The following is a 15,545-nucleotide window of genomic DNA, read 5'->3' on the forward strand; positions in this document are numbered from 1 at the left end:
AATGGTACAATGCCTCAATTATATCCCCATATTAACAGCGATATAAATCCATATAGGGATAATGTTCAAGGGAAGGCAAATGAACCGATTACGGTGGCCGGCCTTCTCGATCGCTCCAAGCAGACTCTGGGTGTAACCTATGAAGGCGGGAAGCCGGATTGGTCACTTGAGGAAATTTATATGAGGCTTGAGCGGAATGCACCGCGTATTGCTATAATTGGCGGATCCTCCGATCATCCGGCCCACATTATGGACCTTCAAACTTCTGCGCGGGCAGCCATCCGCATCTGGCAGAATGGGGGTGTGCCCTTTTATTTCTCGACACCGGTTATGTGCGATGGGACAGCCCAGAGCAATCAAGGAATGAGCTATTCCCTTCAGAGCAGGAATGCTGTTGCCCAAATGGTTGTGAATCAGCTTGAAGCGCATAGCTACCATGGCGCTTTTGTCATTCAAGGATGCGACAAGCAGCCGCTTGGCGTAGTAAGTGCTCTTGCTCATGTTGACCGTGTTCGCCGCAGCCGCGGAGAAGCGCCTTTTTTTGCAACCTTCGCACCTGCCCATGTATTAGAGGGCGGCTCGATTCCGGAAGATGTGATTCAGGAGCTGGAAGAGCTGGCGATAAAAGCAGAAAGTGAAGGGGCAGCGGATGTCGCCCTGGATCTGAGAGACACGATGGCGTATATACTACAATGCTCTTCAAACACGGCATTTCAGGGTGTTTTCGAGCGGGCATATGAACGCGGCATTTTAACACATGAGCAGCATAAATATTTTGAAATGCGTCTCGCGGTTGCCACATGTGACGGCCAGGGAGGGATCTGTGCTTTTAATGGAACCGGAAATAGTTCACGCCATTTAGTTGCAGGCCTTGGACTGGTTCACCCGGCAGTCGAGCTGCTTACAGACCCTCCGTCCCAGCGGCAGATTAATGCAGTGCTGGACAGCTTTGCAGGAATGATCAATGATGAGCGGTATGGCGTGGCTAATATTGTGGCGGCTAACATTAAAAACGCAGTCCGGATCCACAGTGCGTCGGGCGGCTCTACTAATCTAATGATGCATCTTGTTGCAGGCATGCTTTATGCAGGATATAAATTCAGCTTATGGGATCTTGACCGAATTCATCATGAATATCCCATCCCTGATTTATTTGACTACAGCCTGACACAAGGCAGAGACATATACTCACTGGCCATGCAATGCTGCAGCGGTACGAGCAGGGGAATGGAAACTCTCTTTTATGAACTTCTTGAAAATGGCGTCCCGATGGACCAGGATGCACCAACCGTTGTCGGGAAAACGTGGAAAGAGCGTCTTGAAATTACACGCAGTCTCCAAGCAGTTAATGTGAAAGAAAACCCAGTTATATTATCGGAACCAAAACGCGGGTTCAGCGGGGTGGATGTGTTAAAAGGAAACTTCTTTGAAAGTGCTGTTGTAAAAATAAGCGGTATGCCTACGCCTCAGCTTGACTCTTTTGATGATAAGCTGGCGTTTGTCCTTTATTACGAAAATGAAGATCAAGCGAATCAAAGTTTGCTTGATACAAATCTTCTCACTGAATTAAAACAACAACAGATTTTTCCGCATCACCATTTGCTTTCAACATTGAAGTACAATAACGAACAAGAATGGCTGCGTCTTCAACATAAATCTTATGACGAACTCTTTGATGAGATGGCAGAATCAGGAATACTGAAACTCGCTATTATTATTGCCGGCCAGGGGCCTGTGGCCTTTGGTATGCCAGAAATGTTTACACCGATGCAGCATATTAATGCAAATCGTGTAATGAAAAAGCTGGCGACCATCATCAGTGACGGCCGGTATTCTGGCGTGACGTATGGAGCTGCTATTGGTCATATGACACCGGAAGCGTTCGAAGGCGGCGGTATTGGAATTTTGAAAACAGGAGATATTCTCCATTTACAGCTTCGGGGCGGCCGGATCGATTTTGTTGATCCATTACCGCTTATAGATGGTGAGGTTGTGCACGATTTTACAGAAGCTTGGAAAGAAGAAAGAAAGGAAATAAGTATAGAGAGAAAACAACGTATGAAAGTCCGCCAAAAGATGGTGGCGGCAAGCAACCGGATGTATGGACACACGGATGCAGCCAATGGGGTTGTTCCAATCGCCGTTGTTGAAGATGCGGTGCTTGATTATGAGCAAGATATTGTGTTGTTAGAAACAACTCAGTAATAAAATAAAGCATGCTCGTCATAAATCCGTTACAATAAGGCTACTTAGGTCTAAAGGAGTGAGGAAACATGCCTATCATACAATCGGTGGAGCGTGCTTTAAAAATATTGGATTTATTTGACGAGCGGGAACGGGAATTAACGATCACTGAAATCAGTAAACGGATGAATTTGCATAAAAGTACAGTTCATTCACTGTTAAAAACGCTGCAGGTACAGCGATATATTTCACAAAATGAAGAGAACGGGAAATACTCTCTTGGTTTAAAGCTGTTTGAGAGAGGGAGCATGGTGTTAGGTCATCTTGATTTACGCAATGTTGCAAGAAAGCATCTTGAATGGCTTTCCGCGACAACCAACTTAACGGTTCACTTAGTCGTATTAGAGGGACAGGAAGGTGTTTATGTAGATAAGGTGGAAGGCAGCGGGGTAACCGTTATGTATTCCCGTATTGGACGGCGGGTTCCTATTCATACAAGTGCAGTCGGGAAATCACTTGTTGCAGCCAGAACGGACAGTGAACTTGATTTGCTATTAGAAGGCTATTCGTATACGAGGCCAACTGAGAAATCAATTGGATCAAAAGAAGAATTCTTAGCGGAACTTGAAAAAGTCCGTGCTGCCGGATATTCAATCGATAATGAAGAAAATGAACCGGGCATTGTCTGCCTGGCGGTCCCGATAAAAAATTATTCAGGCAATGTGATTGCAGCTATGAGTGTATCCATACCAGCGTCTAAAGCGGAAGAAACGCATGAATATTATGTAGGGATTTTAAAAGAATGCAGCAGTAAAATTTCACAGGGTCTCGGATATGAATTTCAAAAAATATAAATTCATGCACTTGAAATCAAGGAGGAAATGAATTAATGAGAATTATTCGATATATAAAAGAAAACGAGAAACAACTGGCTGCCGTGACGAATGAAAATAGAGTAGTAGATCTTCCGTATACAGATTTTATGTCGTTGATTGAAACGGCACGCCGTGAAAACAGAACAGCATTTGACATTATAGAACAGATAGCTGCTAATGGAGATACACAGCCGTTCGAAGGCCTTCATTTAACAACGCCAATCGATGCCCCAGAGGTATGGGCATCTGGCGTAACGTATAAAAAAAGCAAGGAAGCGCGCAATTATGAAGCAACACAGGGAAAACTTGACCGCCAGACGTTTTATGACAAAGTGTACGAAGCAGAAAGACCGGAGATTTTCTTTAAATCAACAGCTGCGAGAACAGTCGGACCGAATGATCCCGTTTACCTGCGCTCAGATTCTAACTGGCAGATTCCTGAGCCCGAGCTCGGTTTAGTCATTGATAAAGAAGGAACTGTGCTGGGGTACATTGCGGGAAATGATATGAGCTGCCGCGATATTGAAGGGGAAAATCCGCTCTACCTGCCACAGGCGAAGGTTTGGAAGAACTCCTGTTCTATTGGACCTTCCATATTATTAAAAGAAGCAGTTTCAGATCCATATGAGCTGAAAATCATCTGCCGGATCTATCGAAATGAAGAAAAAGTATTTGAAGGCGAAGCGCAGGTAAACCAGCTGAAGCGCACACTGGAGGAACTTGTAGAGTACCTCGTGCTAGATAACACCATTTTTGACGGAACCGTACTCCTTACAGGAACGTGTGTCGTTCCGCCAAATGAATTTACTTTGAAGGATCATGACCGTATAGAAGTCGAAATACCGGGAATTGGAGTGTTAAACAACCCGGTCATCCAAAGCAAAGCTGTGCAAACCATTTAAGGGGTGAGGGAATGAGTAGCTACAAAACGCTGTATTTAAGTAATAAAGATAGTGTAGCCGTGGCTTTATCCGATATACCGGAACATACAGAAGTGGTTGTACAGACAGATACAGAAGACATCACGGTCACTCTGCTTGAACAAATACGATTTGGCCACAAATTCGCAGTTAAAGCGATTGATCAAGGAGCAGACATCATTAAGTATGGAGAAGTCATCGGTGCAGCAGTTTCTTTTATTCCAGCCGGCGCACATGTACATGTTCATAATCTAGAAGGCAAAAGAGGAAGAGGTGACAAAATTGCTGAATGAAAAAATGCAGTTTTGGGGCTATCGCAGACCTGATGGGCGCGTTGGTGTCAGGAACCATGTACTAATATTACCGACGATTACATGTGCGACACAGACAGCCCAGCGTGTAACAGAGCTTGTCAGCGGCACGGTTTCATTTATTCACCAGCATGGCTGTGCACAAGTAGGTACTGATTATGATCAAACGGCTAGAACATATGCCGGGATGGGGATGAATCCAAATGTATACGGTGTCATTGTTCTTGGCCTTGGCTGCGAAACTCATCAGGCGCACCGAATTGGAGATGAAATTGCCAAATGCGGCAAACCTGTTCAAACAGTGTCGATTCAAGAGCATGGAGGCACACTCCAGACCATAGCAGAAGTAGCAAAAATTGCGGTTAAAATGGTGCAGGATGCCTCGATGGTGCAGCGTGAATTATGTGATTTCAGTGAGCTGATTGTTGGTACGGAATGCGGAGGGTCGGATGCTTGTTCCGGCTTGTCAGCGAACCCGGCAGTAGGAAAGGCAAGTGACATGATCGTCCAGCAGGGAGGAACCGCAATATTAGCGGAAACAACTGAACTCATTGGAGCCGAACATTTGCTTGCCAATCGCGCCGCTAACGACCAAGTTGCCAAAAAGGCTTATGCTGTCATTAAAATGATGGAAAACCGCTCAATTCAGATGGGCGTAGACATTCGTACCGGCAATCCCAGTCCGGGAAACATTGAGGGCGGCCTCAGCTCACTCGAGGAAAAATCACTGGGGGCTTCTACAAAATCAGGTACAACCCGGCTTGAGGAAGTCATAGACTATGCTCAAGTGCCAACGAAAAAGGGGCTTGTATGGATGGACACACCTGGCCATGATATCGAGCAATTGACTGGGATGGTTGCAGGGGGAGCGCAAGTTGTTCTCTTTACAAGCGGCCGCGGGACGCCGACAGGCTCTCCTATTGCACCTGTTATTAAAATTTCAACAAACACGCCAATGTTTGAGCGAATGAATGAAAATATGGATTTAGACGCTGGCACAATTGTTAATGGTATAGAAACAGTGGATGATGTCGGAAAGCGGATCATGCATGAAATCATGCAGGTTTCCAATGGCAAACTTACTAAAGCGGAAATTTTAAAGCAGCATGACTTCGGCATCTGGAGAATTGGGCCAACATTTTAATAAAAAGGAGCTAAAAGATTATGGCAACTACATTTGCAACTAAAACATTTAAGAACTTTATTAACAATGAATGGTTAGAAAGCGCTTCCGATAAAACGATTACAAGCATCAGCCCGGCAGATAGAGAACCGGTCGGCTACGTCCAAAGCTCGACAGAAAAGGATTTAAACGATGCGGTAGAAGCAGCTCATAATGCCAAAAAGGAATGGCGAAAGCTTGGCCAGGCTGCACGGGGCCAGATTCTATTTAAGGCAGCAAATATTTTAGAAGAAAACCTGGATGATATTGCTGAAACCATGACACGCGAGATGGGAAAAACGCTTCCTGAGGCAAAAGGAGAAACAGCGCGCGGGATTGCCATTCTTCGTTACTATGCTGCCGAGGGAATGCGTAAAGACGGAGATGTTATCCCGTCGTCCGATAAGGATGCACTCATGTTTACAAAACGCACCCCGCTGGGTGTTGTCGGGGTCATCACACCATGGAATTTTCCAGTAGCGATTCCGATCTGGAAAATGGCTCCAGCGCTCATATATGGGAACACAGTGGTTTGGAAACCTGCGACTGAGGGAGCTGTTACCGCTGCCAAAGTAATGGAATGTCTTGTGAAAGCAGGCTTCCCGAAAGGGGTAGTGAACTTCATCACAGGTTCCGGTTCAGTAATCGGCCAGGGGCTAATTGACCACCCTCTTCTAAACGCAATCACCTTTACGGGTTCTGAAAATGTCGGGAAGGGTGTAGCCAGGTCAGCTTCTGCCCGCGGCATTAAATATCAGCTAGAAATGGGTGGCAAAAACCCAGTTATCGTAACGAAAGAGGCGAATATCAATCAAGCGGTAGAAGCAGTCATCAGCGGAGGGTTTCGTTCCTCCGGCCAAAAATGTACCGCCTCGAGCCGAGTAATCGTGGAATCAACGGTCTATGATGAATTCAAACAAAAACTGGTCGAAGCAGCAGAAAAAATTACGGTGGGGAACCCTCTGACAGATGGCATTTGGATGGGCCCTTGCGCAAGTGAAAGCCAGTTCAATACAGTAACAAAATACATCGAGATTGGAAAGCAGGAAGGCGCAAAGCTTGTATACGGCGGTGAAGTATTAACAGGGGGGGAATATGATAGCGGCTTTTATGTAACGCCTGCCATTTTTGAAGCTGTAACAACCGACATGGAGATTGCTCAAGAAGAAATTTTTGGTCCAGTTATCGCGCTAATTAAGGCAGCGGATCTGGAGGAAGCAATTGAAATGGCCAATCATACTAAATACGGATTGAGCGCATCAATCTTTACCTCTAATATCAATTCAATCCTTGAGTTTATCGATGAGATTGAAGTGGGGCTTGTCCGTATAAATGCTGAAAGCGCAGGCGTTGAGCTTCAGGCACCATTCGGGGGCATGAAAGCGTCCAGTTCCGGTTCACGGGAGCAAGGCGAAGCCGCTAAAGAATTCTTCACAGCAATCAAAACGGTATTCATAAAAGGCTCATAATGTGATAGATCAAGAGGTTTCCGAATTGGAAACCTCCTTTATAAAAAAAGTTTGCGAGGTATTATATGAAAATTACGAATATTACCCTATATAAAGTCCCGCCGCGCTGGCTGTTTGTAAAAATTGAGACAGACGAAGGCATTTCAGGCTGGGGAGAGCCGGTAGTTGAAGGGCGGGCGGAAACGGTGAAAGCCTGCGTGAATGAACTGGCTTCCTATTTATATGGCCGTGATCCAAATGAAATAGAGGATATCTGGCAAACTCTTTACCGGGGCGGTTTTTATCGCGGCGGCCCTATATTAATGAGTGCTATTTCAGGCATTGAGCAGGCGCTTTGGGATATAAAAGGAAGATATTATCAAATTCCTGTATTTGAAATGCTTGGAGGCAAGGCACGCCAAAAAATTAAAGTGTACTCATGGATAGGCGGGGACCGTCCGGTCGATGTTGCTATCGCGGCTAAAGAAAAGCAGGAACAAGGCTTTCTCGCTGTTAAAATGAACGCATCTGAAGAAATGAATTACATAGACAGCTTTTCAAAAGTTGAAGCGGTTATTGAACGGGTCGCATCCATTCGTGAGGCGGTAGGAAAAGATTTTGGCATTGGTGTTGATTTTCATGGCCGCATTCATAAAACAATGGCAAAAACGATCGTAAAAGAGCTGGAACCATACCGGCCTATGTTTATAGAAGAACCGGTTCTGCCAGAAAATAATGAAGCACTTCGTGACATCGCCTGGCATACCACATGCCCAATTGCGACAGGTGAGAGAATGTATACAAGATGGGGCTTTAAACAGCTCCTCCAGGACGGCTATGTGGATATCATACAGCCGGATCTATCTCACACAGGCGGTATCTTGGAAGGAAAGAAAATTGCCGCTATGGCTGAAGCTTATGATGTATCCATTGCGCCGCACTGCCCGCTTGGGCCTATGACACTAGCTTCATCGCTTCATCTGGCCGCCTCCACGCCTAACTTTATCATTCAAGAACAGTCTTTGGGGATTCATTACAACGAAGGAATGGACATTCTAGATTATATGAAAAACCCTGAGTTGTTCAAATATGAAGACGGCTATGTAAGCATTCCTGATAAACCGGGTCTCGGTGTCGATATTGATGAAGAAAAAATGAAGCAGGCAGCCAAAATCGGGCATAACTGGAAAAATCCTATTTGGCGGCATGAAGATGGAAGTATCGCTGAATGGTAAACGAGGAGGAGCATATATTGAATTTTCATGGAATAATACCACCGGTTGTCACACTATTCGATGAAGCGGGGAATTTAGATCTTGAGTTGAACAGGCAATATATCGATCTATTAATTTCTCAAAATATTCATGGTATTCTGCTAATGGGTAGTTCAGGAGAATTTTCGTCTCTTACTTCAGAAGAACATAAGCTTTACGTGAGGGAAATGATTAAGCACATTAAGGGCCGGATACCGGTCATGGTCGGTGTCGGCCATACCGCCTTAAAAGAAGTTCTTCAGCTGACTTCATATGCAGAAGAGCACGGAGCAGACGGCGTTCTTGTGGTAAGCCCCTATTATTGGAAGCTCTCAGATGAGCAGCTTTACCGTTTTTATTCGATTGTAGCCAATCATACCAAACTGCAGGTATTCATCTACAACATACCGCTTCTAACCGGACAGAACCTGCCGGTGGAGCTGATAAAAAAATTAGCTGAAGCACATTCAAACATAGCCGGAATTAAAGAAACCGTCAGTGATTTTGGGCACCTTCGTCAAGTGTTGACGGAAGTTAGAAAAGTACGCAGTGACTTCCGCGTCTTCTCGGCTTTTGATGAACATCTGCTTCCGGCACAAATGATCGGGGCATCGGGAAGTATTAATGGAAGCGCAGTCTTTGCGCCGGAAATATCGGTTAACCTGTATAATTCCTATCAAAATGGGAATTTGGCCCTGGCAGAGAAAAATCATCAAACTCTATCAAAACTAATGGAATTGTATACCTTCACACCAACTTATTTTACAGCTATGAAAGAGGCCGTGCATCAGCGCTGGTTTAATACGGCAGCCGGCCATCGTGCCCCGTGCGATGTTTTCCCAGCGGATCTCCGTGATCAGGTAGCAGCTCTATTACAATCTATTAAACAGGAAGAAGGTGTTCAATTATGAAAGAATCACGCGAATTTCTCGAACAATTAGGCTATCCATCTGCCGATTTTCAAGAATTGCCAACATCAACAAAAACATTTCCGGACGGTGCACAGTACCGTATTGAACTGCCAAGTGTTGAGGGACCTGCTGCTTTAAAACAAACATTGAAAGAAATTGACCGGCTCGGTCTGACCATCCACCGTGTGTCCCAAGGCAGCGGTATCATGCTGCAAACAGACGAAGAAATTAGGGAAATGTGCGAATTGACAGCCGAGCGCGGCATGGAACTAAGCTTGTTCGTCGGACCGCGTGGTACATGGGACGTCAGTGCTGGTCCGTTGACTCCAGGAGGAAAATCACAGGCGCTCCGTCATGAGGGAGCCGATCAGCTTGTATATGCCATGGAAGACTTGAAGCGCGGCGCTGCACTTGGCCTGCGGGGTGCACTTGTTGCCGATGAAGGCCTGCTTCTATTGACAAAAGAAATGAAGAAAAAAGGACAGCTGCCAGAAGACTTTGTGGTCAAAGTATCTGTTCAAATGGGAGCTGCTAATCCAGTTTCCGTAAAATTAATGGAAGATATCGGTGCGGATACCTATAACGTGCCATCGGCTCTGACTCTTCCTAAATTAGCCGCGATCCGCCAGGCGATTGATATTCCGATAGATTTATATGTTGAAGTGCCGGATACCTTCGGCGGGTTTCTGCGCTATTATGAAATCCCTGAAATTATCCGTGTGCTGGCGCCGGTTTATATTAAATTTGGTCTACGTAATCATCCAGATGTGTATCCTTCCGGGAAACAATGGGAAAGCACAAATATCTCACTTGCCGAAGAGCGGGTCCGTCGTGCTGCACTGGGCATTCAAATGATTGAGCGTTATTATCCGGAAGCTAAAACATCAAAGCTTGGAGCAGAAGGACTTGGCATTGCCAGAGTCCACAAAGAGGCAGCGAGGTAACGAACTAAATTCCGGTAGGAGGGTCCTGGATTTTAGGAATCTCTTAATAAATTGAAGGGGTGCATACACATGGCATTTAAAGTTTTGCTGACAGATTATGAATTTGAAAATTTAAAATATGAAGAAGAAGTATTTGCAGAGAGCGGGATTGATATTGAATTCATTAAAGCTCAATGCAAGACAGAGGATGAAGTGATTGAGCAGGCAAAATATGCAGATGCAATCTTAAATCAGTATGCGCCGGTATCACGCCGGGTAATTGAATCACTGGAACATACTAAAATAATTTCCCGGTACGGAGTTGGTGTTAATACGATTGACTTGAATGCCGCAAAAGAAAAAGGCATAACCGTTGCAAACGTGCCAGATTACGGCATGGAGGAAGTTTCCAATCACGCACTTGCCTTATTATTAGCGTGGGCACGTAAGGTCACTATTTTAAACAATGAAGTAAAAAAGGGAAATTGGGACTTTAAAGCATCTGTTCCTATTCATCGGTTTAATGAGCAAACGGTAGGTGTACTTGGATTGGGCCGTATTCCCCGCCGATTTATCGAAAAAGTAAAACCGCTCGGCTTTAAAACGGCAGCGTATGATCCTTTCGTATCTGAAGAAGACATGGCAGCTGCAGGAGTTCAAAAAATGGAACTGGATGAAATTATCCGAGAATCCGATTTTTTGTCAGTCCACGTTCCCCTCATTGATGAAACATACCATTTGATTAACGAAGAGCGACTTAATCAAATGAAGCAAAACGCGGTAATTATCAACACAGCACGGGGACCGATCATTGATGAAAAAGCTCTTGCCCATGCACTTGAAAATAACATAATTGCCGGTGCTGCACTGGATGTGACAGAAAATGAGCCTATCAGCCTTGATAGTCCCCTCCTTAAAATGGATAACGTGATCATTACTCCACATAGTGCCTGGTATTCAGAAGAAGCAATGATAGAGCTTCGGCAAAAAGCAGCGAAAAATATCGTTCACGTTCTAAGCGGTGAAAAAACACCCTACGCGTTAACGTAAGAAAGGATTATAGCCTATGAAAATAGCTGCATTCTCTGTTGAAGCCGACCGTCATATCGGGATCGTGCAAAATGATGGGGTAATCATCAGCCTATCGGCGCTTAGGGAAACTGAATTTCCCGCATGTATAAAAACATTTATTGAACGAAGTGAGGAGCTGAGGCCGCTGGCCGAACAGCTTATAGGGCAGCATGAGAATGAACAGGCAAGGTTTACTCTTTCAGACGTGAAGATACTGGCGCCCATTCCTAACCCTGAAAAAATAATCTGCGTGGGACTGAATTATATGGACCACTGCAAAGAAACTGGAATGGAGCCTCCTGCTTCACCGGTCATTTTTTCAAAGTATGCAAACGCAATTTCCGGCCATAACGAAGCGGTTAAGATTCCTGTTAATTCGAACGAAGTCGATTTCGAAGCAGAGCTGGCGGTTGTGATTGGAAAAGAAGCGAAATGTGTGACAGAGGAAGAGGCAATGGATTTTGTCTTTGGCTATACAATCTTGAACGACATTAGCGCCCGGGACCAGCAATTTTCTGACGGCCAGTGGGCACGCGGCAAGACTGCTGATACTTTTGCGCCAACCGGTCCTTTTGTGGTTACCCATGACGAGGTGGGTGATCCGCATAATCTGGACATTTCACTTAAACTAAACGGCAGCCTAATGCAGGACTCCAATACGACTCAATTAATCTTCACCGTGCCAAAAATTATTTCCTTTTTATCACAATCTATGACCTTGAAGCCTGGCGATATAATAGCAACAGGTACGCCCCCAGGGGTAGGAATGGGACGAAACCCAAAAATTTGGCTGAAAAAGGGTGACCGGATGGATGTCACAATTGAAAAAATCGGCACATTATCCAACTACGTTGAAGACTGACGAAACGAGAAAGAAGATGATGGAATGGATGTTGTAACGATCGGCGAAACGATGACATTATTTACACCTAATGAAGAGGGACCGCTTCGCCATGCACGCTCTTTTTCTATGAAATTTGGCGGAGCTGAATCGAACGTTGCGATAGGATTAAGCCGTCTTGGCCACAAATCCCGCTGGATCAGCCGCTTAGGCGAAGATGAATTTGGCGATGCAATGCTTGCATTTATTCGCGGGGAAGGTGTGGATGTCTCGTATGTGACTAGAGATTCCCATTCACCGACCGGGGTCTTTTTTAAAGAATTTAGACGATTGAATGATACACGGGTCTATTATTACCGAAAAAATTCTGCAGCCAGTAAAATGACAGCGGATCTCCTGCCCGAAGAAGCAATTAGAGGTGCCAGGTTCCTTCACATTACTGGCATTACTCCGGCCCTTAGTGAATCGTGCCGGTCCACACTAGACAAAGCCATCATTATTGCTAAAGAAAGCGGAACTAAAATTGTATTCGATCCAAATATCCGCCTGAAGCTATGGGCTGATACATCAAAAGCCCGCTCCTTCATTACGGAGTACGCATCTAAGAGTGATATCGTCCTCCCTGGTTTGTCTGAAGCCGAATTTTTATTTGGTGACGGCTCAGCGGAGCAGCTAGCAGATCAATTTCATAAGGCTGGTGTCCAAACCGTCATAATGAAATTAGGAAAAGAGGGGTCTCTCATTTCAGTTCCGTCTTCGCCGAAAACACACGTGAACGGCTTTTATGTGGAGCGTGTTGTAGATCCGATTGGCGCTGGTGATGCTTTTGCAGCCGGAGTGCTGTCCGGACTTCTTGATGGACTTTCACTTGAAGAAGCAGCACGAAGGGGAAATGCCATGGGAGCATTGGCAACCATGGTAAATGGAGATGCGGAGGGCTTGCCAGTCCGTTCCGACCTTGCTTTGTTTATGAGCGGAAGCGCAGATGATGTGATGAGATAGGAAGGTGGAAAAAGAGTGAATAAACTAGAAAAGCTAAAACAATCAAAGCTGATTGCAGTTATCCGCGGTGCACGCCCTGATCAAATTGTCCCAATAGCCCGCGCCTTGAAAGAAGGAGGCATTACTGCACTAGAGATTACTGTTGAAACACCAAAAGTATGCACTTTAATTGAAAAAGTAAAGGATGAGTTCGGAGATGATATTATAGCTGGAGCCGGAACAGTATTAGATTCGGAAACAGCCCGTGCGGTCATTATGGCTGGTGCAGAATTCATCTTTTCGCCAACTCTTAATGTGGAAACCATTAAAATGACGAAACGCTATGGCACCATTAGTATTCCTGGTGCATTCACGCCGACCGAAATTTTGACAGCCTTCGAACATGGGGCAGACATTATTAAAGTATTCCCAGCAGATGCACTTGGGGCAGGCTACTTTAAAAATCTCAAAGGGCCTCTTCCACACATCCCGCTCATGCCGACCGGCGGGATCAACCTTGACAATCTCGCTGCTTTTTTTAAAGCAGGTGCCGTAGCTGCAGGACTAGGAGGCTCTTTAATCAACCCTTCAAAATTGGTGTCTGAAGCGGATTACACCGAGCTGACGAATACAGCAAAAAAATTCTCAGCTATTGTTGAAGATCGTGTCTTAAGCAGGCGCTAGTTTGTTAGTCATCAAAGGGAAACTAGCTTAATATACCAGCCTTAACACTCGTTTTTCAACATATGTGAAACAGGATATTATTAATAGTAAGAAAACTGTGTGTGTTTCATTCGAATTAGTGAAAAAATAAAAAAGCTCCGAAGAGAGCTTTTTATTTTGTGCTTTTGATCATCCAAAATATTCTTGATTACATTCCTTCAGCCTTTTTATAAGTCCTTGATTCACGCTGTTTTTTCGTGAACCTGTATGCCATCGCAGTTGCTAGAAATAGAATCATTCCTGTCAGTAAAAAGACTGTGTGTAAAGAAAAGAATCCTCCTATAAAGCCTCCGAGTATCGGTCCAAGCATGCCGCCCAGCTGGTTAGCGGTCTGGCTCAATCCAAATGCCCGGCCCCTCGTTTCGGATGGTGTTAATTTAACAATCAGCCCATTTACTGCAGGGAATACAGCACAGAAGAAGAGACCAAATAGAAAACGCATGATAGAAAACCCCCAGATATCATGGAGGAGCAGCTGAGCAATGGATCCAATTCCGCCTCCGAGTAAACCAATCAGCAGCACGTTTCGGAATCCTATTTTATCGGATAGTTTCCCCCAATAAGGCCCAACTAGAATACTGGCGATACCAGGAATGGAAAAGATCATTCCTGTCATAAAAGATGAATTGCCGGAAGAACCATTTAAGCCAGCGATGTATAACGGAAGTACAGGTTCAAGGATCATGACTGAACATGCAGCCAGCATGGTAATGAAAAGCACGAGCATAAATGGCTGGTTTGCAACAGCCTCTTGAATGTCTCTTCTAAATGATCCCCGAGTTTTGCTAGGAATGAATTTTTCCTCTTTAACCATCAATAAAACTAGGAGAGTCGAGAGCAAAACTAATGCTCCGCCGCTGGCGAAGGACCAGCGATACCCGACTAAGTCCGCGATTCCGCCCCCGAGCATAGGGCCGATAATTCCGCCTGAAGCGGTACCTGTGGAGATTGTGGCGAGGGCATAACCCACTTTTTTCTCTGGGGTGTTTGTCCCAATCAGAGCAATAGCTCCAGGTATGAACCCTGTTAACAGACCCTGTGCGATCCGCAGTCCCAGCATCTCGTAAGGGTTGGTGACGAATGCCATCAAGGTATAAATGACAAATAGAAAGAAACCAGCGCGAATAATCATTGGTTTCCGGCCAAACCGATCCGCAAGCGACCCCCAGAACGGTGCAGAGAGAGCCCCTGCCAGAAAAGCCGCACTAAAGGTTACACCCGACCATATTTCTGTATGATCATGAACACCTATCTGCAGCAGAAATAAAGGTAAAAAAGGAATGACCATTGAAAAACTTGCGGAAGTAATAAAAACCCCAAACCAGAGAACCCATAAATTTTTCTTCCAAGTTTCCATTTGCGCTTCACTTCCTCATATGAGTCTTATTTATGGTTTCTGACTTAATTTTTTATTTCCCGTTTTTAGCAAAAAAAACACTTATAAAAATACTTCGATAGTAGAAGTTTCGTAATTAATCGAAAAATATCCCATATTTTATTGTAAAACTAATACCAACAAAGGTAAAGTGATTAGGTTTTACATAATTTTTCATCGGATTGTTCGTTTTTTCTCTAACAACCTAGATAAGTTTTTACCTGTAAAAAAACAAATATCTTCTGTATTTGAATCTTTGAAATGGAAGGAATGATCAGCCAGCCGATCTACGTTTTTAGAATCCGTTTTTTCTATAAGTAGTTAGTAGGAAACTTCAAAAATGTGCAGGCGTTTGGTAATCAGCAGTGAAAGAAGAAGTTCAGCATAATAAGGTGATATTAGCTTCTTTTTAGATACAACTGTATTCCCTGAAAGATCTGCATCTTCCTCTTTTCCCGGTATCCCATGAAGGAAGGCTATCTGGTGTTGAATAAACCCTCAATCAATAAATTGAGCCGGAACTTTAATGATTGCACAGAAATTTTAGTTCGTGGTGGGTCGAGTCCT

General features: G+C 44.7%; 14 protein-coding genes. 13 read left to right on the forward strand and 1 reads right to left on the reverse strand.

Annotated features, from left to right (window positions below; genetic code table 11):
* The first annotated feature begins 9 nt into the window (after positions 1–9).
* The 13 genes from JOC77_RS04525 (at position 10) to JOC77_RS04585 (ending at position 13,564) form a co-directional block, all read left to right on the forward strand.
* Positions 10–2,205, forward strand: a complete 2,196-nt coding sequence (locus tag JOC77_RS04525) for a dihydroxy-acid dehydratase domain-containing protein (RefSeq protein ID WP_204539271.1) — start codon at positions 10–12, stop codon at positions 2,203–2,205.
* A 68-nt stretch (positions 2,206–2,273) separates the two neighbouring features.
* Positions 2,274–3,038 carry an IclR family transcriptional regulator gene (locus JOC77_RS04530; protein ID WP_204539274.1) on the forward strand — a complete coding sequence of 255 codons (765 nt, stop codon included), beginning with the start codon at positions 2,274–2,276 and terminating at the stop codon, positions 3,036–3,038.
* Positions 3,039–3,073: 35 nt separating this feature from the next.
* The gene (locus tag JOC77_RS04535; protein WP_204539277.1) at positions 3,074–3,961 is read left to right on the forward strand and encodes a fumarylacetoacetate hydrolase family protein; all 888 of its coding nucleotides are present in this window, start codon (positions 3,074–3,076) and stop codon (positions 3,959–3,961) included.
* An 11-nt stretch (positions 3,962–3,972) separates the two neighbouring features.
* On the forward strand, positions 3,973–4,272 hold the full coding sequence (locus tag JOC77_RS04540) for a UxaA family hydrolase (protein WP_204539280.1): 300 nt from the start codon (positions 3,973–3,975) through the stop codon (positions 4,270–4,272).
* Between the two features lie 4 nt (positions 4,273–4,276).
* Positions 4,277–5,434, forward strand: coding sequence for a UxaA family hydrolase (locus JOC77_RS04545; protein ID WP_204539933.1), 1,158 nt, complete (start codon positions 4,277–4,279; stop codon positions 5,432–5,434).
* Positions 5,435–5,454: 20 nt separating this feature from the next.
* Positions 5,455–6,921 (forward strand): alpha-ketoglutaric semialdehyde dehydrogenase GucD, encoded by a 1,467-nt coding sequence (gucD, locus tag JOC77_RS04550; RefSeq protein ID WP_204539283.1) that lies wholly within the window; start codon positions 5,455–5,457, stop codon positions 6,919–6,921.
* A gap of 65 nt (positions 6,922–6,986) precedes the next feature.
* The gene (dgoD, locus tag JOC77_RS04555) at positions 6,987–8,135 is read left to right on the forward strand and encodes a galactonate dehydratase (protein WP_204539286.1); all 1,149 of its coding nucleotides are present in this window, start codon (positions 6,987–6,989) and stop codon (positions 8,133–8,135) included.
* Positions 8,136–8,152: 17 nt separating this feature from the next.
* A complete protein-coding gene (locus JOC77_RS04560; protein ID WP_204539289.1) occupies positions 8,153–9,064 on the forward strand; it encodes a dihydrodipicolinate synthase family protein in 912 nt (303 codons plus the stop codon).
* On the forward strand, positions 9,061–10,008 hold the full coding sequence (locus JOC77_RS04565) for a U32 family peptidase (protein ID WP_204539292.1): 948 nt from the start codon (positions 9,061–9,063) through the stop codon (positions 10,006–10,008). Before JOC77_RS04560 ends, JOC77_RS04565 begins: the two co-directional genes overlap by 4 nt.
* Before the next feature lie 69 nt (positions 10,009–10,077).
* A complete protein-coding gene (locus JOC77_RS04570; protein WP_204539295.1) occupies positions 10,078–11,037 on the forward strand; it encodes a C-terminal binding protein in 960 nt (319 codons plus the stop codon).
* A 16-nt stretch (positions 11,038–11,053) separates the two neighbouring features.
* Positions 11,054–11,920 (forward strand): fumarylacetoacetate hydrolase family protein, encoded by an 867-nt coding sequence (locus tag JOC77_RS04575; protein WP_204539297.1) that lies wholly within the window; start codon positions 11,054–11,056, stop codon positions 11,918–11,920.
* Between the two features lie 24 nt (positions 11,921–11,944).
* A complete protein-coding gene (locus JOC77_RS04580) occupies positions 11,945–12,901 on the forward strand; it encodes a sugar kinase (protein WP_204539300.1) in 957 nt (318 codons plus the stop codon).
* 15 nt (positions 12,902–12,916) lie between these two features.
* Entirely contained in the window at positions 12,917–13,564 is a 648-nt protein-coding gene (locus JOC77_RS04585; protein WP_204539303.1) for a bifunctional 4-hydroxy-2-oxoglutarate aldolase/2-dehydro-3-deoxy-phosphogluconate aldolase, read from the forward strand.
* A gap of 187 nt (positions 13,565–13,751) precedes the next feature.
* Here JOC77_RS04585 and JOC77_RS04590 read toward each other — a convergent pair whose 3' ends face one another.
* Positions 13,752–14,960, reverse strand: a complete 1,209-nt coding sequence (locus JOC77_RS04590; protein ID WP_204539306.1) for an MFS transporter — start codon at positions 14,958–14,960, stop codon at positions 13,752–13,754.
* Positions 14,961–15,545: the final 585 nt, after the last annotated feature.

Origin of the sequence: Peribacillus deserti, from assembly GCF_016909175.1 — a bacterium.
Lineage (GTDB): Bacteria > Bacillota > Bacilli > Bacillales > DSM-1321 > Paraperibacillus > Paraperibacillus deserti.